This window comes from Pseudomonas sp. LBUM1649 (assembly GCF_059716155.1).
Genome location: NZ_CP166807.1, coordinates 3,045,512 through 3,071,517, shown reverse-complemented (window position 1 = coordinate 3,071,517; position 26,006 = coordinate 3,045,512). Strand labels below are relative to the sequence as shown.

20 protein-coding genes are annotated in these 26,006 nt (G+C 61.1%); 10 read left to right on the top strand and 10 right to left on the bottom strand.

The annotated features are described in order from the left end of the window. Window positions 1-74 precede the first annotated feature (74 nt). Window positions 75-4,964, bottom strand: a complete 4,890-nt coding sequence (locus ACA058_RS14335; protein WP_497639655.1) for an NAD-glutamate dehydrogenase — start codon at window positions 4,962-4,964, stop codon at window positions 75-77. A gap of 517 nt (window positions 4,965-5,481) precedes the next feature. Here ACA058_RS14335 and ACA058_RS14330 point away from each other — a divergent pair. The 7 genes from ACA058_RS14330 to ACA058_RS14300 all read left to right on the top strand — a co-directional run bounded on the left by ACA058_RS14330 (window position 5,482) and on the right by ACA058_RS14300 (window position 12,983). Beyond that, complete coding sequence (locus tag ACA058_RS14330) at window positions 5,482-5,835, top strand: hypothetical protein (RefSeq protein WP_497639654.1); 354 nt, start codon at window positions 5,482-5,484, stop codon at window positions 5,833-5,835. Between the two features lie 296 nt (window positions 5,836-6,131). Next, window positions 6,132-7,091 (top strand): AAA family ATPase, encoded by a 960-nt coding sequence (locus ACA058_RS14325; protein WP_008150800.1) that lies wholly within the window; start codon window positions 6,132-6,134, stop codon window positions 7,089-7,091. Window positions 7,092-7,096: 5 nt separating this feature from the next. Further along, window positions 7,097-8,041, top strand: coding sequence for a DUF58 domain-containing protein (locus ACA058_RS14320; protein ID WP_497639653.1), 945 nt, complete (start codon window positions 7,097-7,099; stop codon window positions 8,039-8,041). Then, window positions 8,038-8,532 (top strand): DUF4381 domain-containing protein, encoded by a 495-nt coding sequence (locus ACA058_RS14315; RefSeq protein WP_497639652.1) that lies wholly within the window; start codon window positions 8,038-8,040, stop codon window positions 8,530-8,532. The genes ACA058_RS14320 and ACA058_RS14315 overlap by 4 nt, the downstream gene beginning before the upstream one ends. Next, on the top strand, window positions 8,525-9,604 hold the full coding sequence (locus tag ACA058_RS14310; RefSeq protein ID WP_497639651.1) for a vWA domain-containing protein: 1,080 nt from the start codon (window positions 8,525-8,527) through the stop codon (window positions 9,602-9,604). The genes ACA058_RS14315 and ACA058_RS14310 overlap by 8 nt, the downstream gene beginning before the upstream one ends. After that, window positions 9,601-11,334, top strand: a complete 1,734-nt coding sequence (locus ACA058_RS14305; RefSeq protein WP_497639650.1) for a VWA domain-containing protein — start codon at window positions 9,601-9,603, stop codon at window positions 11,332-11,334. Before ACA058_RS14310 ends, ACA058_RS14305 begins: the two co-directional genes overlap by 4 nt. Continuing rightward, window positions 11,331-12,983, top strand: a complete 1,653-nt coding sequence (locus ACA058_RS14300) for a BatD family protein (protein ID WP_497639649.1) — start codon at window positions 11,331-11,333, stop codon at window positions 12,981-12,983. The genes ACA058_RS14305 and ACA058_RS14300 overlap by 4 nt, the downstream gene beginning before the upstream one ends. A gap of 141 nt (window positions 12,984-13,124) precedes the next feature. Here the strand turns inward: ACA058_RS14300 and ACA058_RS14295 are convergent, their stop codons facing one another. Then, window positions 13,125-14,480 (bottom strand): lytic polysaccharide monooxygenase, encoded by a 1,356-nt coding sequence (locus tag ACA058_RS14295; RefSeq protein ID WP_497639648.1) that lies wholly within the window; start codon window positions 14,478-14,480, stop codon window positions 13,125-13,127. Window positions 14,481-14,814: 334 nt separating this feature from the next. Here ACA058_RS14295 and ACA058_RS14290 point away from each other — a divergent pair, with 334 nt between their 5' ends. From ACA058_RS14290 to ACA058_RS14280, 3 genes are read left to right on the top strand one after another with little or no spacing between them, the layout of a single operon-like run. Then, the gene (locus ACA058_RS14290) at window positions 14,815-16,059 is read left to right on the top strand and encodes an exonuclease SbcCD subunit D C-terminal domain-containing protein (protein WP_497639646.1); all 1,245 of its coding nucleotides are present in this window, start codon (window positions 14,815-14,817) and stop codon (window positions 16,057-16,059) included. Beyond that, window positions 16,056-19,697 carry an AAA family ATPase gene (locus tag ACA058_RS14285; RefSeq protein WP_497639645.1) on the top strand — a complete coding sequence of 1,214 codons (3,642 nt, stop codon included), beginning with the start codon at window positions 16,056-16,058 and terminating at the stop codon, window positions 19,695-19,697. Before ACA058_RS14290 ends, ACA058_RS14285 begins: the two co-directional genes overlap by 4 nt. Next, window positions 19,694-20,290: a glutathione S-transferase gene (locus ACA058_RS14280; RefSeq protein WP_497639644.1), complete on the top strand. Its 597-nt coding sequence runs from the start codon at window positions 19,694-19,696 to the stop codon at window positions 20,288-20,290. Before ACA058_RS14285 ends, ACA058_RS14280 begins: the two co-directional genes overlap by 4 nt. Window positions 20,291-20,415: 125 nt before the next feature. Here the strand turns inward: ACA058_RS14280 and ACA058_RS14275 are convergent, their stop codons facing one another. The 8 genes from ACA058_RS14275 to araD1 form a co-directional block, all read right to left on the bottom strand. Next, the gene (locus tag ACA058_RS14275; protein ID WP_497639643.1) at window positions 20,416-20,673 is read right to left on the bottom strand and encodes a hypothetical protein; all 258 of its coding nucleotides are present in this window, start codon (window positions 20,671-20,673) and stop codon (window positions 20,416-20,418) included. Next, on the bottom strand, window positions 20,670-20,882 hold the full coding sequence (locus ACA058_RS14270) for a hypothetical protein (RefSeq protein WP_497639642.1): 213 nt from the start codon (window positions 20,880-20,882) through the stop codon (window positions 20,670-20,672). The genes ACA058_RS14275 and ACA058_RS14270 overlap by 4 nt, the downstream gene beginning before the upstream one ends. A gap of 115 nt (window positions 20,883-20,997) precedes the next feature. Beyond that, window positions 20,998-21,123, bottom strand: coding sequence for a hypothetical protein (locus tag ACA058_RS14265; RefSeq protein WP_497639641.1), 126 nt, complete (start codon window positions 21,121-21,123; stop codon window positions 20,998-21,000). Between the two features lie 210 nt (window positions 21,124-21,333). Next, window positions 21,334-21,513 carry a hypothetical protein gene (locus ACA058_RS14260; RefSeq protein WP_007941320.1) on the bottom strand — a complete coding sequence of 60 codons (180 nt, stop codon included), beginning with the start codon at window positions 21,511-21,513 and terminating at the stop codon, window positions 21,334-21,336. Between the two features lie 156 nt (window positions 21,514-21,669). Then, window positions 21,670-22,839, bottom strand: a complete 1,170-nt coding sequence (locus tag ACA058_RS14255; RefSeq protein ID WP_497639640.1) for a lactonase family protein — start codon at window positions 22,837-22,839, stop codon at window positions 21,670-21,672. After that, window positions 22,832-23,170 carry a DUF5629 family protein gene (locus ACA058_RS14250; RefSeq protein WP_497639639.1) on the bottom strand — a complete coding sequence of 113 codons (339 nt, stop codon included), beginning with the start codon at window positions 23,168-23,170 and terminating at the stop codon, window positions 22,832-22,834. The genes ACA058_RS14255 and ACA058_RS14250 overlap by 8 nt, the downstream gene beginning before the upstream one ends. Window positions 23,171-23,294: 124 nt before the next feature. Next, complete coding sequence (locus tag ACA058_RS14245) at window positions 23,295-24,875, bottom strand: aldehyde dehydrogenase (NADP(+)) (protein ID WP_497639638.1); 1,581 nt, start codon at window positions 24,873-24,875, stop codon at window positions 23,295-23,297. A 10-nt stretch (window positions 24,876-24,885) separates the two neighbouring features. Then, a complete protein-coding gene (gene araD1, locus ACA058_RS14240) occupies window positions 24,886-25,878 on the bottom strand; it encodes an AraD1 family protein (protein ID WP_497639636.1) in 993 nt (330 codons plus the stop codon). Window positions 25,879-26,006 lie beyond the last annotated feature (128 nt).

Sequence of the window (26,006 nt, the reverse complement as noted above, 5' to 3'; positions counted from 1 at the left end):
TACAGACGCTACAAAACCCTCAGACAAAAAAGCCCCGCATCTCTCGATGCGGGGCGTTTTCATTCAACGCCTGATCAGGCCGCCGGTTCCAGCTCGACGCTGGCGTTGGCAGTGACAGGCACCACCGCTTGCCCGCTCAACGCCAGGTCCAGCAGTTCGCGGTTGGCCACCGCGTACATGGCGTAATCCGTACCGCTGGCGGCACGAATCTCCACCAGCATGGTGCGCCAGCGTTCGATCATGCTTACGTGCTGCGCCATCCACAGGGAGAGTCGTGTTTCCACGTCCTGGGTGCCATCGCCCTGTTGCAGGACCGAGATGGTGATCGCACGTTGTTGCCAGTCGACGTCATCACGGAACGCTTCACGGGCCAGGGCCTGCCAGTTGTTTTCCACCGGCAGGGCACTGATCTGTTGCAGGTACCAGGTGATGTCCAGCGCGCTGCCCACGGCGAAGTAGGCCTTGGCCACGTCCGCAGGGTCCTGGCCGGTCACGTCGGAGGCCTCGATGATCGGCAGCAGCGTGTACAGGTGCGAGGTGCCAGCCACCATGCGCGCCAGCAACTCCGGTACACCGGCTGCGACGTACGCCTGATAGCGGGACTGCCAATTCTCGCGGATCTCGCCACTGAGCAGTTCGTCGAGCTTGAGACCCAACTCCTTCAGGTGCGGACCGAAGTGCGCGACGTCACGGGCAGCGTTCTGCTCGTTGCGACGGGCACGCAGGAACCAGCGCGTGGCGCGACGGCCCAGGCGCATCAGCTCGTCCATCAGCTCCAGTTGCACGTCGGCGGACACCTGGTAGTCCAGGTTTTCAATCTGACGGAACCAGTGCGGGAGGTGGAAGATGTCACGCACGATTACGTAGGCACCGGCCACGTTCGCCGGGCTCATGCCGGTCGACTCTTTGAGTCGTTGCACGAAGGTGATGCCCATGTGGTTGACCAGATCGTTGGCGATCTGGGTGCTGACGATTTCGCGCTTCAGGCGGTGACGGCGCATGGCTTCGGAGAACTTGCTCACCAGGGTCGGCGGGAAAGCGGTTTCCATGTCGCGGGTCAGGTAGTCGTCGTCCGGCACCAGGGAGCCCAGCAACTGCTCCTTCAGGTCGATCTTGCTGTAGGAGATCAGCACCGACAGCTCGGCACGGGTCAGGCCATGGCCTGCCGCGACGCGCTCGTTGATCTGGTCTTCAGCCGGCAGGAACTCGATGGCGCGATCCAGCTTGCCGCGACCTTCCAGATCGTTCATCAGACGCTTGTATTCGGCAATCCGCGGCAAGGCACGACGAGCCGCCAGGGACAGTGCCTGGGTCTGCTTGTAGTTGTTGCCCAGCACCAGGCCACCGACTTCGTCGGTCATGCTCGCCAGCAACTGGTTGCGCTGCTTGTCGGTCATGTCGCCGGCCTGAACAACTTCGTTCAGCAGGATCTTGATGTTCACTTCGTGGTCGGAGCAGTCCACGCCACCGGCGTTGTCGATAAAGTCGGTGTTGGAACCGCCGCCGTTAAGGCCGAACTCCACGCGACCCAGCTGGGTCATGCCTAGGTTACCGCCCTCGCCCACCACCTTGCAGCGCAGTTCGTTGCCGTTCACGCGCAGTGCATCGTTGGCCTTGTCGCCAACATCGGCGTGGCTTTCGCTGCTGGCCTTGACGTACGTACCGATACCGCCGTTCCACAACAGGTCCACCGGTGCCTTGAGCAAGGCGTTCAGCAGTTCGGTCGGGGTCAGCTTGTCAGCCTTGATGTCGAAGCGTTCCTGCATCTGCGGGGAAATCGCAATGCTCTTCGCGCTACGGGAGAAGATGCCTCCGCCTTCGGACATGATGCTGGTGTCGTAATCCGACCAGGCCGAACGCGGCAGGTCGAACAGGCGCTGACGCTCGGCAAAGCTGCTGGCAGGCTCAGGGTTCGGGTCGATGAAGATGTGCAGGTGGTTGAACGCTGCGACCAGTTGCAGCTTGTCGGACATCAGCAAGCCGTTACCGAACACGTCACCGGCCATGTCGCCGACGCCGACCACGGTGATGCTGTCTTCCTGGACATTGATGCCGCGCTCGCGGAAGTGGCGTTGTACGCCGACCCACGCGCCCTTGGCGGTGATGCCCATTTTCTTGTGGTCGTAACCGGCCGAACCACCGGACGCAAACGCGTCACCCAGCCAGAAGCCGTAGTCGATGGCGATGCCGTTGGCGATGTCGGAGAAGGTCGCGGTGCCCTTGTCCGCGGCAACCACCAGGTACGGGTCATCGTGGTCATGACGCACGACGTTGGCCGGCGGAACCAGCGCGCCGTCCTTGAGGTTGTCGGTGATGTCCAACAGGCCGGAAATGAAGATGCGGTAGCAGGCGATGCCCTCGGCCGCGATCTCGTCCCGGCTGCCGCCCAGTGGCAGACGACGCGGCAGGAAGCCGCCCTTGGCACCCACCGGCACGATGACCGAGTTCTTCACTTGCTGGGCTTTTACCAGGCCCAGGACTTCGGTACGGAAGTCTTCTTCACGGTCCGACCAGCGCAGGCCACCACGAGCGACGTTGCCGAAGCGCAGGTGCACGCCTTCGACGCGTGGCGAGTAGACGAAAATTTCGAACTTCGGTACAGGCTTGGGCAGTTCAGGGATCAGGTGCGGGTTGAACTTGAAGCTGAAGTACGACTTGTTATGGCCGTTGGCGTCAGTCTGGTAGAAGTTGGTGCGCAGGGTGGCCTTGATCAGGTCCAGGTAGCGACGCAGGATGCGGTCTTCGTTCAATACCTGAACGTCGTCCAGAGCGGTCAGGATCGCGTGTTCCAGACGCTGTTCGAGATCGTCGCTGCTCAACTTGCGCGCCAGGTAGAAACGGGTCTTGAACAACCGGGTCAATTCGCGAGCGATGTCGGTGTGGTTGTTCAGGGTGCTGGCGATGTAGCCCAGGTCGAAGCCCAGACGAATCTGCTTCAGGTAGCGGGCGTAGGCACGCAACAGCGCCACGTCACGCCATGGCAGGCCGGCGGTCAGTACCAGGCGGTTGAACGCATCGTTCTCGGCATCGCCGCGCACGATGTGGACGAACGCGTCCTGCAGGGTGTCGTTGAGTTGCTGGATGTCCAGGTCCAGGCCTTCGGCTGCGGTGAAGGCGAAGTCGTGAATCCAGAACTCGCGGCCATTATTGTGACGCAGGCGGTACGGGAACTCACCCAGCACGCGCAGGCCGAGGTTTTCCAGGATCGGCAACACGTCGGACAGCGCCAGTGGCGTATCGGCGTGATACAGCTTGCAATGCAGCTCACGCTGACCCACCTGACCCAGTGGCTGATAGAAGCTCATCACCAGCGGATTTTTTTCGTTGAGGTTCAGCAGGTGCTGCATGTCGACCACAGCCGAATGGGCGGCGAAACGCTCGCGGTAACCGGCCGGGAAGCCTTTCGGGAAGTCGGCCAGCACGTTGGTGCCATGGGCTTCGCCGAAGGTTTCGACGGTCAGGGCCGAGTAATCGTCCTGCCAGCTGCGGCAGGCCTGGATTACTTCGTTTTCCAGTTGCTGCGGGTCGATGTCGAGGCGGTTTTTCGGGTCGACGCGCAAAATCAGTTGCACGCGGGCCAGCACGGACTCGGAGAAGAAGGTCCAGAACTCGCAATCCGAGGCTTTCAGGCGATCCATCAGCACTTGCTGGATCTTCTGTCGTACTTCGGTGGAGTAGATATCACGCGGCACGTAGGCCAGGCAGTAGCAGAAACGACCGTACGGGTCCTTGCGCAGGAACACGCGGATCTTGTTGCGTTCCTGGATCTGCACGATCGACATCACGGTGCTGAACAGCTCGTCGACCGGGGTCTGGAACAGATCGTCGCGGGGCAGTACTTCAAGCACCTGCGCCAGTTCCTTGCCCAGGTGAGCCTTGGACTGGAAGCCCGAACGGCGTTCGATTTCCGCGACCTTGCGGCGGATGTACGGGATGACCCGCACGCTCTCGCCATACACCGAGGAGGTGTACAGGCCCATGAAACGGCATTCCTTGATGACCTTGCCGTCGGCATCGATTTCACGGATCGACACGTAGTCCGGGTAAGCCGGACGGTGTACACGGCTTGGGTGCGCGGCCTTGGCGAACGACAGCAAGGTCGGTTCGCGCAGGTAGTTCACGGCGTAGTCTTCGATGCGCAGGTCATCGTAGCTCAGGCCGGCGCGCAGCAGCTTGGTCAGGCCAAGGAAGGAGTCCTTGTCATAGACGATGTGACCGCCATCGGCTTCATCGCTGACCACAAACTCTTCGTAGCCGAGGAAGGTGAAGTGGTTGCCCACCAGCCATTCCAGGAAACTCTTGATTTCGCTCTTTTCGTCGGCATCGACGGCGAACTGGCTGTTGTCCAGGTTGGTGAGGATTTCCTGGACCTTGGCTTTCATCGGTTCGAAATCAGTCACCGCGACGCGCACTTCGCCCAGCACCTGCTCCAGTTCCCGGGTCAGCACATTCAGTTCGGCGGTGTTGGCGCAACGGTCGATTTCCAGGTACATCAACGACTCTTGCAGCACGTCGTCGCCCTGGGTGCCTTTGGGCAGGATTTCCAGCAATTCGCCCTTGCTGCCACGACGCACGCTCAGCACCGTGGTTTGCAGGGTGTGGATGCTGTAGCCGCGGCGGTTCAGCTCGGTACGCACCGAGTCCACCAGGAACGGCAAGTCGTGGTGCAGCACTTCGACCGCGGTGTGGGTCGACTGCCAGCCGTGACGTTCGTAATCGGGGTTGTAAACGCGCACTTGCGGTTGCGCGTGATCGAAGCGCTCAAGCAGGCGCCACGCAGAAAGGGTACAGCCAGCGAGGTCAGACAACCGACGTTGGGTCAGTTCATCCAGGGAAATGATGCCGAAGAATTGTTCAGCGAACAGCGCCACTTGTGGCAGTGCCTGTTCACTGATGTGCTGCGCCAGTGCCGCTTGCAGTTGGTGCTGGAAGTCGGCTTTGCTGGCTGCGGTGAAGAACGCCATCTGTGGTACTCCGCTTGGGCTTGTTATTGATGGAAGCGTCGCGCGAAACACCCCTGTTCGGGGCTATGTTTCAAAGCTACCCGTCACCCTGTTCCTGATTCTCGGGCAGAGGAAACAGGGTGACAGGTGGGTGAAGCTGGACGAGACACTCGGGTCACATTCACCTTCCGTGAATGGGCATCTGCAAAAGCGACTGGGCTGCGGGCAACGCAATGCCTTTACGGGTGCTCATCCGTTGCGCAGCTTAACCAGTGCGGCAAGGCCCATGCTTGCGGTGCTGCGACATATTCGGTCAACGGTACGCTGCTCTTGGCAGGCGCATCGAACAACACTAGCAGCCGCACAGGAAAATGACGGTTTCCGCGCGGCTTTACGGGACTTCCGTACCAGAAATGACCGGTAACATCTTGGTCGTCCACAATACGTTCTCTGACACTCGAGCGAGCAGAAGTTCGCCGGGGCTGGCAGAATCAGCGCTTAATCGTCTTCACAACGCTCGTCGAGCCAGGAAATACCCATGCAAATGACCACCGCCCTCTTGATCGTCAACCCGTGCGATGACGAAGAAGACAACATGGCTATGCTCTGCTGCCACAGCGACAAGGGCGAAATGTTCCTGATGAGCCGTTACCCGGATGAAGACGAGCTGGAAATTACCCTGGATGGCGAGCCGTCGACGCTCGACGGCGTGAAAGTCACCCTCAGCCCTACCCTGCTGACGATCGAAATCGCTGCCGCGGATGCCGACGCGCTGAATGGGGATGATCTGCTGGAAATCACTCACAGCACTGATGCCAGTGATCTGGCTGAGGTGGAAGAGACCTTGCAGAACATTCTCAAGGGGACCGGCACATACATTAGTCAGCTCTGAAATTTCAGCGACTGAGCGGACGCCTTCGCGGGCAAGCCCGCTCCCACAGGGTTTTGAGGCGTTGCACAGACCGCATGCTTAACGTAGATACTGTGGGAGCGGGCTTGCCCGCGATGAGGTCCGAAAGACCAGCACCAATCGGTTTGCCCTACGAAATTCCAGCAGTTTTGCCAATCATCCCCCGCACTTTGCGCAAAATGCCGTTAGTCGCCGCCCCCCGCGATAGATTAAAGTAACGCCCCCAGCCCTGGCGTTATTCGAACGTCTTCGGTCACCCTTTCCAGGAACAGTCATCGATGGAACATCGTGAAGCGCTGCTCGCGCTGCGAACCTTTCTTTCAACGCAGATTCTCGGCCAGGAAAAACTCATCGAGCGCTTGCTCATCGCCCTGCTTGCCGACGGCCATATGCTGGTCGAGGGTGCCCCTGGCCTGGCCAAGACCAAGGCCATCAAGGAATTGGCCGAAGGCATCGAAGCGCAGTTCCATCGCATCCAGTTCACCCCCGACCTGTTGCCTGCCGACATCACCGGTACCGAGATCTACCGTCCGGAAACCGGCAGCTTCGTGTTCCAGCAAGGCCCGATCTTCCATAACCTGGTGCTGGCGGACGAAATCAACCGTGCCCCGGCCAAGGTTCAGTCGGCGCTGCTCGAAGCCATGGGTGAGCGTCAGGTCAGTGTCGGACGCAGCACCTATGAGCTGTCGCCGTTGTTTTTGGTGATGGCGACGCAAAACCCGATCGAGCAGGAAGGCACCTACCCGCTGCCCGAAGCGCAGCTGGACCGGTTCCTGATGCACGTGAAAATCGGTTTTCCGGACGCTGCTGTCGAACGCCGTATCCTGCAACAAGCCCGTGGCGAAGCCTTGAACGGCGAAACCAAGCCCGAACGTCGGGTCAGCCAGCAGGCGATCTTCGCCGCACGCAAGGAAATCCTCGGCCTGTATATGGCCGACGCCGTGGAGGAATACCTGGTGCAACTGGTCATGGCCACGCGCACCCCGGCCAAGTTCGATCCGGAAATGGCCGAATGGATCGCCTACGGCGCCAGCCCCCGCGGTTCGATCGCCCTGGATCGTTGCGCCCGGGCCCACGCCTGGCTGGCCGGTCGCGACTTCGTCAGCCCCGAAGACATCCAAGCGGTACTGTTCGATGTATTGCGCCACCGCATCATTCTTTCCTTTGAAGCCGAAGCCGCCGGTATCGACCAGGACCGGGTGGTCCAGCGGATTCTCGACGTCGTAGCCGTCGCTTGACCCCGATGAACGCCATCCTGCCGCCCGAACCGGGCATCCGTGTCAGCCTCGCCGAGTTGATCGAGATGCGCCATCGCGTGCGTGAAGTGCAGCTGTTTTCCACGCCGAGCCAGCGCAGCCCGCTGATTGGACTGCACCATTCCAAGCTGCGTGGCCGTGGCGTGGATTTCGATCAGGTGCGGGTCTATCAGGCCGGCGACGACGTGCGCAGCATCGACTGGCGCGTAACCGCCCGGACCCAGGAGCCACACACCAAGCTGTTTCACGAAGAACGTGAGCGGCCGATTTTCATCATGGTCGAGCAAAGCCGTCGCTTGTTTTTCGGCTCGGGGCTGATGTTCAAGTCGGTGCTGGCCGCCCAGGCCGCGAGCCTGATTGGCTGGGCCGCGCTGGGGCACAACGACCGGGTCGGCGGCCTGGTGTTCGGCGACAACGAGCATTACGAAATCAAGCCAAGGCGCAGCAAACAGAGCCTGCTGCAGTTGCTCAACCGCCTGGTACGGGTCAATCAGTCGCTGCACACCGAAAGCGAGCCTGATCGCGATGCGTTCGGCATTGCCTTGCGTCGCGCGCGCGAAGTGTTGCGGCCTGGCAGCCTGGCGATCGTGATTTGCGATGAGCGCGCCTTGTCCGACAGCGCAGAACAACAGCTGAGCCTGCTGTCGCGCCATTGCGACCTGTTGCTGCTGCCGGTGTCCGATCCGCTGGACCATGCCCTGCCCGCCGCCGGACTTTTGCGCTTCGCGCAACGTGGCGCACAGCTGGAACTCGACACGCTCAATTTCGACCTGCGCCAGACGTATCGCGCCCAGGCCGAAGCCCGCATCGCCCGTTGGGAGCTGCTGGCGCAAAAGCTCCGGGTGTTGATGATGCCGTTGAGCACGCAAAGTGAAATGGTCGAGCAACTGCGCGAATACCTCAACCCACAGAAGCCGGGAAAAGGTCGATGAACAGTCTCGATCAACTGCAGCCACTGATTTCTCCGCCCCCCGTGGGTTTCTGGCCGCCGGCCCCGGGATGGTGGTTGCTGCTGTTGTTGCTGCCGGCCATCGGCTTTGGCCTTTGGCAACTGCGGCGCCTGTTGCCTGGCAAGCAGCCGGTCGCGCCCGTCGAACAACCGCTGGACCCGGTGCGCGTGGCCGCACTGGCCGAACTGGCGCGCATGCCCAAACCTTACGATGGCGCGCCCGCCGGTGCCTGGCTGCAGCAGCTCAATGGCCTGCTCAAGCGCCTGTGCCGTAACCATTACCCCTACAGCCAGAGCCATACCCTCAATGGCCGTAAATGGCTGGCTTTTCTCGACAACCGCTGCCCCGCTGCCGGCCTGACCCGCTGGATGGTGCTGGTCGAAGGCGCCTACAAGCCCGAATGCAAGCTCGACGACAAGGCCATCGCCGGCTTGACCCAGGCAGTCGACACCTGGATTCGCAAACATGTTTGAATTCGCCTGGCCGTGGATCTTCGCGCTGCTGCCGCTGCCCTGGTTGATGCGTGTGCTGTTGCCGGTGGCCGACAGTGGCGAACCGGCACTCAAGGTCAGTTTCCTCAGTGACCTCGAAGGCCTGGCCCGGCGCCGCGCCCGCGCCAACTTGCCCGCCTGGCGCCAGCAGGCGCCGTTCCTGCTGATTTGGTTGCTGCTGCTGAGCGCCGCCGCGCGCCCGCAATGGCTCGGCGAACCGCTGCCGATTGCCGCCAGTGGTCGCGATCTGCTGGTGGCGGTGGATGTGTCCGGCTCGATGGACTTTCCCGATATGCAGTGGCAGGACGATGACGTCAGCCGCCTCACGCTGGTCCAGCATTTGCTCGGCGACTTCCTCGAAAGTCGCGACGGCGATCGGGTCGGCCTGATCCTGTTTGGCAGTCGGGCATACGTGCAGGCGCCCCTGACGTTTGACCGGCATACCGTGCGCGTCTGGCTCGACGAAGCGCGCATCGGCATCGCTGGCAAGAACACCGCCATCGGCGACGCCATCGGCCTGGCCGTCAAGCGCTTGCGGCAACGCCCGGCGCAAAGTCGCGTGCTGATCCTGGTGACCGATGGCGCCAACAACGGTGGCGAAATCGATCCGCTCACCGCCGCGCGCCTGGCAGCCAGGGAAGGGGTGAAAATCTACCCGATCGGCATCGGCGCCGACCCGGAACAAAGCGGCACACCGGGTTTCCTGGGGATCAATCCGAGCCTGGATCTTGACGAACCCACCTTGAAGGAGATCGCCGACGCCACCGGCGGCCAGTACTTCCGTGCCCACGATGGCAAGGAACTGCAATCGATCAAGGCCACCCTCGACCAACTGGAGCCTGTGACCCAGCAACCGACCCAGGCTCGTCCGGCCCAGGCGTTGTACCACTGGCCGCTGGCGCTGGCGTTGTGGCTGAGCATGCTGCTGGTGGTGCTCGAGCTGTGGCCGGACAACCCGCTGCAACGACTGTTTACCAGGGACCTGTTCTTGCAAACGCAATTGCCTGACTGGCGCCAGCGCCTCAAACGCCTGCGCCTGCGGAGGCGCCGATGAGCGCACTCTGGCCGTACTGGTTCCGCCCGTGGTGGCTGCTGTTACTGCCGCTGCTTGGCTGGTTGCTTTGGCAACTCTGGCATCGGCAGAAACGCGCCGGGCGCTGGCAGATGATCCTGCCACCGGCTTTTCATGCGGCGTTGCTCAGTGGCGGCAGCGGGCGTGAAAGCAAACTGCCGTGGGTCGCCTTGGGCGTGGCGTGGTTGATCACCGTCGTCGCATTGTTGGGACCGAGCTTTTCCCGCGTCGAACAGACCAGCCAGAAACCTGCCGATCCGCTGGTGGTGATCCTTGAGCTGACCCCGCAAATGCTCGCCACCGACGTTCAGCCAAACCGCCTGGAACAGGCCCGGCGCAAACTCTTCGACCTGCTGCAAAGCCGCAACGATGCACAGACTGCAATCGTTGTCTTCGCCGGCAGCGCCCACACCCTGGTGCCGTTGTCGGACGACCTGTCCACCAGCCGCAACCTGCTCGATACGCTCAAGCCGTCGTTGATGCCCGAAGCCGGCCATCGTGCCGACCTGGCGGTGGTCAAGGCCTTGGCATTGCTGGAACAGGCCGCACTGGGTGACGGCCGTATCCTGTTGATCGGCACCTCCCTGAGCGAGCCGGAGCGCCTGGGAATCAGCCGCGCCTTGAGCGGCAAATCGACGCAATTGCTGATGCTCGGCATCGGCACCGCCGAAGGCGCGCCCATTACCCAGGAAGATGGCAGCTTCCTCAAGGATGAACAGGGGGCGATTCTCGTGTCGCGCCTGGATGAACACGGGTTGAAATCCTTCGTCAATGATCTGGACGGACACTATCGCCATGCACGCCTGAGCGATGCCGACCTGCGCGCCCTCGGCCTGCTCGACGGGCCGCGCAACCTGCGCAACGACGGCCAGACCCTACGCCTCGACACTTGGGCCGACCAGGGTTACTGGCTGCTGTTGCCGCTGCTGTTGCTGGCCGCGTGCGCCGGTCGTCGCGGCTGGTTGTTCTGCCTGCCGCTGTTGCTGACGCTGCCGCAACCGGGATATGCCTTCGACTTCCAGGACCTGTGGCTGCGCCCCGACCAGCAGGGCCTGCACTTGCTCAAGCAGAAACGTCCGGCCGAGGCTGCGCAGCACTTCGAAGATCACCAGTGGCAAGGCGTTGCCCTCTACGAAGCCGGCGACTACAGTGGCGCCGCCCAGCGGTTCGCCGAAGGCAACGACGCCCATGCCCACTACAATCGTGGCAACGCCCTGGCCAGGAGTGGCGAGCTGGAGGCGGCACTGGATGCTTATGAACAGGCCCTCGAACGCCAACCGGATCTGCGCCCGGCACTGACCAACAAGACCTTGGTGGAAAACCTGCTCAAGCAGAAGGCCGCAGCGCCGGCCCCTGACAAAGCCACCAATGAGGCGACCAGCGATTCCGAGCAGCAAGCACCACCGAGTGACGCTGCGCAACCGTCGAAAACCGGTGAACCTGAAACGGCTGGCGAACAAACCCAAGCAACCACCGAGCCATCCGCCACGACACCCCCGCGCCCCGGCACCAATGAAGTCCCGGGCAGCGAACTGGGAGACGAACAGCACACCGTTGCACCCATGCGTCCGGCCAGTGACAGTATCGACGGCGAGCAGCAGCAGGCACTGGAGCAATGGCTAAGGCAGATCCCGGATGACCCGGGTGAATTGCTCAGACGCAAATTCTGGTACGAACAGCAACAACATCAGGATCAGGGAAAAACTCGATGACCCGCTTCACCGCCTTCATGCTTGCCTCGCTGCCCGCCTTGCTGCTCTGCGTCATGCAGACCCAGGCAGCCGAGCTGGTCGCCAGTGTCGACCGGGCTCGCCTGAACTCCGGCGAGACGATCGAACTGACCCTGGAATCCAACGACGTGACCCAGTTCGGCAAGCCCGACCTGACGCCACTGGAACCGCTGTTCGAAGTGCGTGGCACCCGCCAGGTCAACCAGTTGAACACGCTCAACGGCGACAACCTGGCCACCACCCGCTGGATCGTCACCCTGCTGCCATTGCACAACGGCACCGTAGTGATCCCAGCGCTCAAGCTGGGCGACGTCCAGAGCCAGCCGATCACCGTGCAAGTGATCGAGAGCGACCCCCAGGCGAACCCGGACAAACAGGCGCCGGTGTTTATCGACGCCAGCCTCGATCAAACCAGCGTGTACGTGCAGGCCCAGGCGATCCTGACTTTGCGCATCTACCATTCGGTGTCGCTGTACGACGACAGCAGCCTGCCGCCCTTGCAGATTCCCGACGCCCGCATCGAACAGCTGGGCGAGTCGCGCACCTACGAGAAAGACATCAACGGCATACGCCACGGCGTCATCGAGATGCGCTACGCGATCTACCCGCAACACAGCGGTGAGCTGATCATTCCGGCGCAGATATTCAATGCCGCGCTGGTGGACGCGCAGCCCGTCCAGGACGCCACCTCCCAGGCGCCGAAATCCGGCAAGCTGATGCGCGTCAGTTCCGGCGAAATCCTGTTGACGGTCAAGGCCAAGCCCATCACCTATCCCGCCGATCTGCCCTGGCTACCGGCTCGCAGTCTGACGGTGAGCGAAAGCTGGAACCCGGAACCGGATCGCGTTCAGGTCGGTGATTCGCTCACCCGCAGCCTGACGGTCAAGGCCGAAGGCCTGGCCAGTTCGCAACTGCCGCCACTGCCCGGTACCGAGGTCAGTGGCGTGCGGCGCTATCCCGATCAACCGGTGCTGGGTAACCAGAACAGCGAGCGAGGCCTGGTCGGCAGTCGCGAAGATCGCGAAGCGCTGGTGCCTTCGCGCAGCGGCGCCATAGAGTTGCCTTCGGTCGAGGTGGTCTGGTGGAACACCTTTGAAGATCATCTTGAGCACAGCAGCCTGCCCGCCCGGACCCTGCAGGTGGCCGCCAATCCCAGCCTGCTGGTCGACACCCCGGCCGGCACCCCGGCGCTCGACAGCAGTGCCAGCAACGAAACCCTCTGGCGCTGGAAACTCAGCAGCCTGATCCTGGCCTGCACCACCCTGCTGGGGTTCGGCCTCTGGTGGCGGGCGCGCTGGCAACCGGCGATCCTGCGTGCGACGCAAACCGGCCCGAGCCCACGTACCGTGCTCGACGACCTCAAGCGTGCCTGCCAGGCCAACGATTCCCACGCCACCCGCCAGGCGCTCGACGCCTGGGCCCGCCAGCAACCGGAAACCCTGGCCGACATGGCCGCCCGTTTCGTACCGCTGTCGGACGCCCTCGACGGCCTGAACGGCGCGCTGTACAGCGAAACCGGCCAGCACTGGCAAGGGGAAGATCTGTGGCGGGCGATTCGTACGATCCCGATGGCCGAACGGGTTCAGGACCCGGTCGGGGACAGTGGGTTGCCGCCGTTGTATCCGAAGTAAAATCAAAAGATCGTCCGACCGCGGCCCGAACCTGCGACACCGCCTACTGGTTATCCGCCGTATAGGAGTTGCCGCAGGTTCGGGCCGCGATCGGACGATCTTTAACGCCTTTCAGCCATTTACAATGACCCCGTCAACAGGTCAGACGTATTCTTTCCAAAGCACATTGTTACCCTCCCCAGGGGCCCAATCCGCTACATGTGCCGTATGCGCCTGAATGCAGGACCAGTTCTTTCCGGCGTGGCTCACCAGGTCATTTATTGCATACTGATCACCCAGTTTCCACGCTGGATATTCGCCACCTGCGCCTTGAGTGCTGACACTCAGGACATTACTGGGTGCCGACAACTTGCCGTTCAAGTCGCGCGCCTTCACAGAGTAGCGGTACTGTGTACTTGGCGTGAGGCCAGTGTCTTCGTAGGCGGTCTGACTGGCGCTCACGGATTTGATTTCAATACCGTCACGGTAGATCAGGTAATTCATGATTGGCGCCGTGCCCGTGGATTTCCCCCACATCAGCCTGATACTTCGTTCGGTCTCGCCCATGCTGTGCAAGTTAGTCGGAGCGGTGGGGCCTTCTCCACCTTCGGGCAAGGTGTGCACTTGAATTGGCCGGCTTCGCGCAGAAACTTTGCCCTGATCATCGACTGCGCAGATGTCATAGTTGTACTGAGTCTCAGCCACCACGCTGTTGTCGGCAAAAGTAAGATTCGGCGCCTCTACCTCCACTAAAAAGCCTCCGTTACGCCAAATACGGTAAGCGACAACCGGAGACGGACCAGTTGCTGCATTCCATTTCAACAGCACTTGCTTGTCAGTGACCTTTACAGCGGCCAGTCCGGTTGGTGTATCGGGAAGTTCTCCGCCCCCGTCGGGCGGCACAAAGTTCAGATCGATCACCTGATAAAAAGCCATTGAAGTATTGGCCACTTCCCAAACCGCCAGGCATACATGGTAGCCATTACGCTTGGGCAGGGGGACGCCATGGATGGTCGGTGACTCGGGCAACATTGCCTCACCATGAGCCCAATGCGGTTGCAGGTTGATTTGCACAGTGAAAAACGGCACTTCTTCAAACTGGCTGCGCGACAAGACCTTGTCAGGATCCCAACCTTCCTTCGTCATGAAATAGTTCCAGCGCCGAGTAGCGTGCTTTGCGCTGAAATGCCAGGAAATATCCAGCGTTTCACAACTTCGCACATCATGTTTTTGCCAGTGACTTCCAGGTTCATCCAGCCAGGCCCCGGTCTGTTGACCTGCACTGGCAATTTTTCCGTCCGCAGGCGGCGAAACGTTGGCGTCATCATCTTTGGCAAAAATATCCCTGAGTCCGCCGGTCGTCAGGGGAAAAAACTTGCCAGACTCGCGCTGATTCAAAGCCCCTTCGTCGAGTCTCTCCGCGAGCCATTCAAAATGTGCCCGTGAAGAGGGGGAAAAAACATGGCCATGACGCGGATTGTTGCTTCTACTGATAGTGTTCGGACGACGCTGTGACATTGTATTTCTCCATTAATCGTTGCAGCTTCGATAATCTTCGAATCACATGTAGCGCCCTAACCACTTCAGTCACTGCTCGACCGACCTCGCCTCCCTTCTATTGAAAGGCACACCCTGTCCCTTGCACTGTAAGGCTCCATGCTCAAATCCATTGAATACCCGCCTTGCCATAGCGCCTACTGACAGATCTGACAGTAGGGACAGACGGTCGCTGGTTTTCTGCACCGAATGCCGACGCGTGTTCTGCAACGACAGTCGTTTGCCAGTAAACTCCCTACCCTTTCGCCGCTGTCATTTGTCTTCGCGGCCATCACCTCATGTAGCGGAGTTGCCCTTGCGTCTGTTCCACACCTCCGACTGGCACCTCGGGCAGAACCTGCACGGCCAGGATCGCGATTTCGAGCACGGCTGTTTTCTGGACTGGCTGCTACGCCAGCTCAAACTGGATCAGCCGGATGTACTGCTGATCGCCGGCGACATCTTCGACACGGTCAACCCGCCGGTCAAAGCCCAGGAACGCCTCTACGACTTCATCGTCAGCGCCCAAGAGCAGCAACCGTTGCTGACCATCGTGATGATCGCCGGCAACCACGATTCCGGTTCACGGATCGAACTGCCCGCACCCTTGATGCGCCGCTTGCGCACCTATGCCCTGGGCCGGGTGCTGTGGCTGGATGACGGGCAACTGGACGCCGAACGCCTGTTGCTGCCACTGCCGGATGCCCATGGCGAAATTGCCGCCTGGTGCCTGGCCCTGCCGTTCCTGCGCCCGGCCGAAGTCACTGGCGCGCATTTGGGCGACAACTACCTGCGCGGCATCGGCCAGGTTCACGAATGGCTGATCGAAGCGGCCAATGCCAAGCGCCAGCCAGGTCAGGCGCTGATCGTCATCAGCCATGCGCACATGGTCGGCGGTTCGGTGTCGGAAGACTCCGAGCGCAGCCTGATCATCGGCAATGCCGAAGCCCTGCCCGCCAGCCTGTTCGGGCCGACCATCAGCTACGTCGCCCTGGGGCATTTGCACAAGCCACAGAAGGTCAACGGCGAGGAGCGCATTCGCTACAGCGGCTCGCCGATACCCTTGTCGTTCTCGGAGATCGGCTACCAGCATCAGATTCTCGACATCACACTCGACGGCGAGACCCTGGTCAGCGTCGCACCGAAACTGATCCCCCGCGCCGTGAATCTGCAACGTATCGGCCCTGCGCCCTTGGCGGACATCCTTGTGCAACTGGCCGACCTGCCCATCATCGACCTGTTGGCCGACTACCAGCGCCAGCCCTGGCTGGAAGTGCGGGTACGCCTGGACGAGCCGCAACCCGACTTGCGCCATCAAGTGGAAAGCGCCCTGCACGGCAAAGCCGTGCGCCTGGTGCGCATCGCCGCCGAATACGCTGGCAACGGCAGCCGCGAAGGCGCCGATGACGGCGCCGGGTTGATCGAGCTGGACCAGCTCACGCCCCATGAACTGTTCAGCCGCGCCTGGCATGACAACTACGGTAGCGAGGTCGATGAGCAAACCCTCAAGGACTTTGCCGAGCTGCTGCAAGACGTGCAGATGGAGGACGAACAGCCATGAAGATCCTCGCCATCCGCCTGAAAAACCTCGCCTCCCTGGCCGGTCCGTTTGAAATCGACTTCACCGCCGAACCCCTGGCCAGTGCCGGACTGTTCGCCATCACCGGCCCCACCGGCGCGGGCAAGAGCACCCTGCTCGACGCTTTGTGCCTGGCCCTGTTCGGCGCCGTGCCGCGCCTGAACAACACCGGCCGCGACGCCAAGGTGCCGGACGCCGATGGCGAAATCGGCACCGGCGACCCACGCACCCTGCTGCGTCGCGGCACCGGCGAAGGCTATGCCGAAGTGGATTTTGTCGGCGTCGATGGCAGGCGTTATCGCGCGCGCTGGGAAGCCAATCGCGCCCGGGAAAAGGCCGGTGGCAAGCTGCAAGCCAGTCGCCAGAGCCTGCGCGACCTCGATCAGGATCAACTGCTGGCCAGCCAGAAAGGTGAATACAAGACCCAGCTCGAGGCCGCACTGGGCCTGAATTTTGAACAGTTCACCCGAGCCGTGCTGCTGGCACAGAGCGAGTTCAGCGCCTTCCTCAAGGCCGATGACAACGACCGCAGCGAACTGCTGGAAAAACTCACCGACACGGCGCTCTACACCCGATTGGGCCGCAGGGCCTTCGACAAGACCAAAGAAGCCCGCGAAGGCCACAAATTGCTACAGGATCAGGCCAGCGGTGTGACGCCACTGGCGCCTGAGGCCCGCACCGAGCTCGACGAGCGTTTCCACGCCGCGCAACAGCAACTGAAATTGCAGCAGGCGCAGCTCAAGCAGCTTGAGCTTCAGGACGCCTGGCTTAAAGAACTGCGCCGTTTGCATGACGCGCAACTGGCCGCTGCCGAACAACTGCACAGCGCCCAACAAACCTGGGAAAGCCTGGCCGGCGAGCGCTTGAAGTTGACGCGCCTCGAACAGCTCGCCCCGCAACGGCATCAGTTCGCCCGCAAGGCCGAGGTCGATTCGTCACTCACGCCGTTGGCGCTACACATCGCCCGGCATACGCAGCAACATGGCGAACTTAGCGAGCGTCAGGCGCTACTGGAACAGCAACTGAGCGCCACCCGGATCGCGTTAAGCGAAGCGCAACAACGGCAAACCGAATGTGCTCCGTTGTTGCGTCAGGCGTTCGAGGAACAAAGCACCCTCGCCCGTCTGGCCAAGGACGCTGCCCTCAGCGCCGAAGCCAGGCAGATCGCCGATCAGGCCTGCACCCAGGGCCAGAGCGCAATTCAAACCTTGCACGAGCAACAGGCCCGGGCTGCCGAACACTTGCAGCGCATGGCTGCGGAGCTTGCCCAAAGCGCTCACCTGGCGCCGTTGAGCGATGCCTGGAATGCCTACCGTGATCGCCTGCAACAGCTGATGTTGATCGGCAATCGACTGAACAAGGGTCAGGCGGAACTTGCGAACATCGAACAAAACGCCGTGCGCACCGCGCAAGCGTTCACTGCGCAGAAACAGCAACTGGAGGTGCTGTTCAAAGAGGCCGGCGCCGAACCGGATGCCGTCGCCGAGCAGATCGGCATCCTCGGCAGTCTGTTGCAGGACAACCGCAAGCAACTGCGTGCCATCGAAGACCTGACGCGGCTGTGGGACAGCCAACAGGATCTGGACAAGCGCGGCGCCGAGTTGCAACAACGCCAGGTCGTGGCGCAACAGGAACGTGAGCGCCTGACTCAGGACGGGGTAAAGGCCAAGGCTGAACTCGCCGTCGCCGAGCAGACCCTGACCGTCACCCGCGAACTGCTGGAGCGCCAGCGCCTGGCCCGCAGCGCCAGTGTCGAGGAGCTGCGCGCGCAGTTGCGCGATGACCAACCCTGCCCGGTCTGCGGCAGCCATTCGCATCCTTATCATCAGCCCGAGGCCCTGTTGCAAAGCCTGGGTCGCCACGATGAAAGCGAACAGGCAGCTGCACAAAAAGCGGTCGATCAGCTCAAGGAAAAGCTCACCGAACTGCGTGCGGAAGTGGGCGGACTAATCGCCCAGCAAAAAGAACTGTTGCAACAGCAGGAACAACTTGCAACTGCGCAGCAAGCCCTTGCGCCAAGCCTTCAAGCGCATCCGTTGGCCACCACACTGCTGAATCAGGACGCCGCCAAACGCGGCGCTTGGCTCGGCCAGCAAAACAGTCAGTTGAACCACAGCATCACCCAGGACGAACAACGGCAAACCGCCCTGCTCACCCTGCAACAGGACGCTGCGCGTCTGACCCAGCAATTGCGCCACGCCGAAACCGCGCATCAGAGCGCGGCCCAGCAGCTGGACAATCAACAGCGTGAACTGAGCAACGACCGTCAGCGCCTGGACGAAGAACTCAGCGCGTTCGCCAGCCTGCTGCCAGCGGAAACCCTGGAAGCGCTTCGAATCGAGCCCGCCGCGACCTTCATGCAGCTTGACCGGCAGATCGCCGAGCGCCTGGCGCAACTCGATCAGCAAAAGGAAGAGCTGGCCGAACAGCAACAGCGTCAGCAGAACCTGGAGAAGGAACAGGATCGGCAGCAGACCCGAGTGCAGCAATTGCAAACCGCCGAGCAGCAGTTCAATGCGCTGGCCGAACAACAACAAGCGAGCCAGCACGCGCTCGGACAATTGCTCGGCTCGCACAGCAGCGCCGAGCAGTGGCAGCAGCAGCTTGAGCGGGAAGTGGAACAGGCGCGCAACGCCGAAACCACCACGGCCACGGAACTGCAAAACCTACTCACGCAATTGGTGCGAATCGCTGCCGAACTCAAGGCGCAGCAAGAGCGTTTGCAAACGCTGGAAAGCGAAAACCGCGAACTCAGCGGCAAAATCGCCGATTGGCGCGCCCGTCATCCGGAACTGGATGACGGTGGCCTTGAAGACCTGCTGCGGGTCGACGACGCCCATGTGAGCGAACTGCGACAACGCTTGCAGCACAGCGAAAAAGCCATCGAACAGGCCAATGTCCTGGTACAGGAACGCGACAAGCGTTTGCTCGATCACAAGGCACAGCACAACGGCAACCTGGATGAGGAACAACTCTCTACTGCGCTCACCGAGTTGCAAAACCAGTTCACCGTCAGCGAGCAGCTCTGTGCCGAGCTGCGTGCCGAACAGGCTGAGGATCAGCGCCGGCAGAACGCCAATCAGGCCCTCGCGCAACAGATCGCCGACGCCTACGCCGAGTACCAGCGCTGGGCTCGCCTGAACGCGCTGATCGGTTCGGCCACCGGCGACACCTTCCGCAAGATCGCCCAGGCCTACAACCTCGACCTGCTGGTGCACCACGCCAACGTGCAATTGCGCCAACTGGTGCGGCGCTACCGCCTCAAGCGCGGCGGCAGCATGCTGGGCTTACTGGTAATGGACACCGAGATGGGTGACGAACTGCGTTCAGTGCATTCATTGTCCGGTGGCGAGACCTTCCTGGTCTCGCTGGCCCTGGCGTTGGGGTTGGCATCGATGGCCTCGAGCACGCTGAAAATCGAATCGCTGTTCATCGACGAAGGTTTCGGCAGCCTCGATCCGGAGTCCCTGCAACTGGCCATGGACGCCCTCGACGGCCTGCAGGCCCAGGGGCGCAAGGTCGCGGTGATTTCCCATGTGCAGGAAATGCATGAGCGGATTCCGGTGCAGATCCAGGTCCGCCGCCAAGGCAACGGCTTGAGCACCCTGGAGGTGAAATGATCACGCTCTACTCGTTCCGCCGCTGCCCGTACGCCATGCGGGCACGCATGGCGTTGCGCTACAGCGAGGTGGCCGTGGAGAGTGTCGAAGTCAGCCTGAAGGCCAAACCCGCCGAGATGCTGGCGCTGTCGAGCAAAGGCACGGTGCCGGTGCTGAACGCAGACGGCCAGGTCATCGATGAAAGCCTGGAAATCATGCGCTGGGCCCTGGCGTGCAATGACCCACAGGACTGGCTGCTCAAGGATGATCCGCAAGGACAGCTCGCCATCGCGGCGTTGATCGAGGAGAACGATCAACGCTTCAAAGTGCATCTGAACCGCTACAAGTACGCCGAGCGCTATCCCGAACAGCCGATGGTATTTTACCGCGCCGAGGGCGAGGTGTTCCTGCGTAAGCTGGATGAGTTGCTGGACGGTCGCGATTATTTGCTGGCCGACCACCTAACTCTGGCCGACGTAGCGTTGATGCCGTTCATACGGCAATTCGCCCATGTCGACCGCGAGTGGTTCGCGCAGACGCCCTATCGACGGCTGCAGGACTGGTTGCAGCGATTTCTGGCGTCGGCGTTGTTCACATCAGTGATGGCCAAATAAAACACGGTCCCCTGTAGGAGCGAGCCTGCTCGCGAAAAACCCGAGGACGCCGCGGGGTATCAGGCACCCCGCGTAATCGTTGACGACCATCGCGAGCATGCTCGCTCCTACAGGGATTGGGGATTTCAGGCCAGCACTTCACACATACCGATGGCCGAGCAATCCACCTGGAACGGTCCAAAAAACACTTCATCGGGCGTGATCGGCGGGTTACCGGCCAGCATCCCCATGGCCTTGGCTATATCGATATTGCGCGCGATGTTGTGGTTGGCCTCGATGGCCCGTGCCACCCCGCCTATTGACCCTTGCCCGATCCCCAGCAGGGAAAATCCATTGGTAATGAATGCCAGGAAGGCGATAACCAAAAGTTTGCAACGGTTCATGCTCCGCCCACTCCCGCCAGTTCAGTCGAATCGACCATCGCCTGTTGCGCGCGATGTTCAAACTGGACGCCAGGGTGTGCGACATGAATAGGCGGTTCGACGGTTTGCTGCGACTGCGGCGAAAGACTGACAACCAGCACCATGACCAGGTAAAGACCGATAGCCACATAGGCGCCGTGTTTGGCAGAGGTGATGATCGTGCTGGTCATGATGAACTCCGTGGACATGTTTCAGAGTCCACAGAATCAATCAAAAAAGCACCGGTAACCAACGAGTCTGATTCATAGCAAATATCAACTTCGTTGATCATTAAGCCAGACTATCTCAGTCTTCAATAAAACTCATCATGCGCTCGCGGGCAGCGTCAGGTTCGCCGGGAATGGGCACGGCAGCGGACAGGATCGGGGTCGAATAGAGGAACAACAGCACCACGGCAAGACGCATCGTCATTTTGGCAATCCTTTTCTGGAGAAGGAGGAGTCAAAAAATCAGCGTCAAATTTAGAGGCATGGCCACCTGATATCAAGCATTACATGGACCGCAAAATGATATTGTCGTAAACGCGTTATGCAGGAGCGACATCACTTCAACGCCTTTCGCTGCCTGGGCTGCATTGGGCAAGTGACTTCGCTCCTGCATAAAGGCTGCAGGGCTGAAATTTCAGTGCTGGGCTTTGTGATCCAGCGCGGCGTAGAAGTTGGCACTCTGTTGCAGGTATTTCTGGGTGTAGCTCTGGGTGTGGGATTTCTTGTCGCTGATTTCAACGTTGGCGCTGGCTGGCAGGGCAACGGTAGCGGAAATGGCGGAAGCGGCGATTACGGAGAAGAGATTGAAGTTCATGCGGATGTTCCTCGAAGTCAGTTGGCTTGCTTGCCCGGTGGGGCCGTGAAGCAAACTTAACCCTCGACGGTTATCAGCTTGAAATGCTTTGTAGCACTTCCAGATATCACCCTCATTGATATAAGCATGCAGGCCCAATCACCCGGGGCCTGCGGCCTATTGACGCACCAGGAATTTCAAGTCGCTTGGCGCATCCATCGGCAGTTTTTGCACGGTTCTACCCAGCAAACCGCTCTGGGCATCGCGCTCGACGACGACAATCTGGTTGCTTTTCTGATTGGCGATCAGCAGGAACTTGCCACTCGGATCGAGGCTGAATTCCCGTGGATGATCGCCCTCTACCGTACGACGTTGCAGTTCCTTGAGATGGCCCGTCGCCGGGTCGATGGCGAACACCAGCAACTGGTTGGCTGTGCCACGGTTGCTGACATAGAGGAACTTGCCGTCCGTTGATGCATGCAATGCAGCGGCGGCCTTGTCCGAAACGGGCTGACCGGCAGCCAGATCGACCCTCTGGGTTTGCTCAAGCTTGCCGTCGCGGTAATCGAACACCGCCACTTGCGCGCTCATTTCCAGGGTCAGCCAGGCGTGCTTGCCATCGGCACTGAACAGCAAATGGCGCGGCCCGCTACCGGGCGGCAGTTGAATGAACGAGGGTGTGGCCGGGGTCAACGGCAAGTCAGGATTGGCCTTGGGGTCGAAGCGATAGACAAAAACCTTGTCTGCCCCCAGGTCGTTGGAAAACACGTACTTGCCATCAGGCGACGAGATCGTCGAATGCACATGCGCCGACATCTGCCGCTCGGGATTGACCCGACTGGCCGGATGGCTGCTCATCTGCACCACCGGTTTGAGCGTGCCATCGGCCGCCACCGGCAACACCGCCAGGGTGCCGCCCGGATCTTCAGCCACCGAGTAGTTGCTGACGAACAAATGGCTCGCATCGGTGCTCAGGCTCGAGTGCGTTGGCTCGTTACCCAGACTTTGCATCTGATTGATCAGGGTTAGCTCATGGGTCTTGGTGTCAATGGCATAACTGCTGACCCGCCCGACCGGATCGGTCTGTCCCGGGCCATTTTCGTTGACCACGAACAATCGCTGCTGATCCTTGGACAGGGTCAGCCAGGATGGGTTTTCACTTTTGATCACTTGCAGCGGCTTGGCGGCGATCTGCCCGCTCGCGCTGTCGAAGTTCAGGCGATAAATACCCTGGCTTTGGCCGGCAGTGTACGAACCCACGAGCAATTGATAGTCGTCGGCGGATGCCACCTGAACGCCCATTGCGCCGATGCTGCCGGCGATCAACAGCGGCCAGAATTTACGCATCCTGTTGATCATCGTCTTCGTTGTCACCGCTGATGACGTCGCCGAGGCACACCAGCCGGTGTTCACCGTCGTTATCGTTGATCAACCAGCTTTGCAGTGTGGTGTCGAAGGTCGCGGCCTGGATCTGTGCCGGGGTGAATTCCCAGTGCTTCGCGTCACGCCCGTCCATGACTTCGATATGCAAGTAATCGTCTTCATAGAGGGAAAACTCGAAGGCGTGGTAGCCGTCGATTTCCACCATCCCGCAGTGTTCGAGGGCGTTGAGCAAGGTATCGGTTGCAGCAGTCATGGCAGTCAATCTTTGAATGGGAAAGACGCAATGATAGCTCATTGCGCCACCGTCCAATGTGGGAGCGAGCCTGCTCGCGAATGCGGAGTGTCAGTCGACATATTCCTTGACTGTTCCGCCGTCTTCGCGAGCAGGCTCGCTCCCACAGGGATAATGTGCGTGACCGTTAGAGGGCCTTCCGCGACGGATTTCCATCCACCAGGCGCTGGATACCCAGCGGATTCGCATTCTTCAGCGCATCCGGCAGCAGGCTGTCCGGGTAGTTCTGGAAGCACACCGGGCGCAGGAAGCGGTCGATGGCCAGGGTGCCCACCGACGTGCCGCGCGCATCCGACGTCGCCGGATACGGCCCGCCATGGACCATCGAATCACAGACTTCCACGCCGGTTGGATAGCCATTGAGCAGGATCCGCCCGACCTTCTGCTCCAGCAACCCCGTCAGCTCGCTGAACTGCTCGAAGTCCGCCTGCTCGCCGATGATCGTCGCGGTCAATTGACCATGCAGACCGTTCAGCGCGGCGCTCAGTTGTGCCTGATCCGCCACTTCAACCACCACGGTGGTCGGGCCGAACACCTCCGCTTGCAGCACTTCATCACCCTCGATCAGCAAGCTGACATCGGCCTTGAACAGTTGCGGATGAGCCTGACGCCCTTGTTGCGGGTTACCCGCCAAGTGTTCGATACGAGGATGATCGAGGAGCTGTTGCAAGCCCTTTGCATAGCTGCCCAGGGTCCCGGCGTTGAGCATGGTCTGCGCCGGTTGATCGGCCATCATATCGGCCAGTAACTGGAGGAATGCAGTGAACTGCGGCGAACGGATGCCGATCACCAGGCCAGGGTTGGTGCAGAACTGACCGCAGCCTTGAACCACCGAAGCCGACAGGCCACGGGCGATGGTTTCCGTGCGCGTTTGCAGCGCCAGGGGCAGCACGATCACCGGGTTGATGCTCGACATCTCGGCAAACACCGGGATCGGTTGTGGGCGCGCCGCGGCCATGTCACACAGCGCGCGACCACCCTTGAGCGAACCGGTAAAGCCCACCGCTTGAATCGCCGGGTGCTTGACCAGCGTTTCGCCGACTCCGCCGCCGTAGATCATGTTGAACACGCCGGCCGGCATCGCGGTTTTTTGTGCCGCGCGGATGATCGCATCGGCCACCTGCTCGGCCGTGGCCATGTGACCACTGTGGGCCTTGAATACCACCGGGCATCCGGCGGCCAATGCCGACGCGGTGTCGCCGCCAGCGGTGGAGAACGCCAAGGGGAAGTTGCTGGCACCGAACACCGCCACCGGTCCGAGCCCGATACGGTATTGGCGCAGGTCGGGACGCGGCAAGGGTTGACGCTCAGGCAATGCCTGATCGATACGCGCACCGTAGAAATCACCGCGCCGTAGCACGTTCGCGAACTGGCGCATCTGCCCACTGGTGCGACCACGCTCACCGATAATCCGTGCGGCAGGCAACGCGGTTTCGCGGCACACCAGGGTGACGAATTCAGCACCCAGCGCATCCAGTTCATCGGCGATGGCATCGAGAAATTGTGCGCGACGCTCGGCACTCAAGCTGCGATAAGCCGGGTACGCTGCAGCGCCAGCCTTGGCGGCGGCATCGACTTCTTGCGGCGTGGCCTGAATGAAAGCATGGGGCAATGCCTCACCGGTTTCGGCGTCGACGCTGTGCAATTTCACGCTGCCCGACGCACTGCGCTGGCCGCCGATGTAGTTGTGACCAAGAATTCGGGTCATGCATGACTCCTTAAAGTGTGCCGACAGTACCGGGTTCGAAAGCCGCATCGACCGCAACGATGCCATTGATCAACGGCGCGCCGAATTCGCCCTGGCTGATCTCGAACACATCGCCCGGTTGCGTGCGAATGCCGTCAGCGAAGGACAGGGTCGCGGTCCCGAAGAAGTGAATGTGCACGTCCCCCGGACGCAGGAACTGGCTGTACTTGAAATGGTGGAACTCAAGGTTCGCCAGGCTGTGGCACATGTTGGCCTCGCCGCTAAGGAACTCGTTCTGCCACAGCACTTGACCATCGCGCAGGATGCGGCTGGTACCGGCCAGGTGTTGCGGCAGCTCGCCGACCCGCAGCTCCGGGCCATAGCTGCAACTGCGCAGCTTCGAGTGTGCCAGGTACAGGTAGTTCTTGCGCTCCATGACGTGATCGGAAAACTCGTTGCCGACTGCAAAACCGAGGCGATACGGCTTGCCGTCGTGACCGATGACATAGAGGCCGCTGAGTTCAGGCTCTTCACCGGCGTCTTCGGCAAACGGTGGCAACGGGAATGGCTGGCCGGGGCGAACAACGATGCTGCCGTCGCCCTTGTAGAACCATTCCGGCTGTACACCCGCCTGACCGGCTGCGGGTTTGCCGCTTTCCACGCCCCACTTGAAGATGCGCATGGTATCGGTCATTGCGGCTTCATCACCGGCCTGCTGGTGCATTTTGTCCCGGGCCGACGCGCTGCCCAGGTGAGTCAGGCCGGTGCCACTGACCAGCATGTGCGCCGGGTCCGGGTGATCCAGCGGTGGCAGAATGCGCAGTTGTGCCAGCAGCTCGGCGTAGTCGTGGCTGATGCCCAACCCCAGGCTCCGTACCTGTTGCTCAAGATTTACGCCCGCCTCGATCGCCGCCAGGGCCAAATCGCGAACCGTGCGTGCGTCCTGCACTTCACGCACCAATCCTTCCTCGACTACGCCTACGCGGCGTTCGCCGTTACTCAATTCGAACTGAACCAAACGCATGAAATTTCTCCTTTTTTTGAAGCAACGCTGTTCCCTGTGGGAGTGAGCCTGCTCGCGATAGCGGTGTATCAGTCACCTTAAATATTGAATGTGACGACCCCATCGCGAGCAGGCTCGCTCCCACAGTG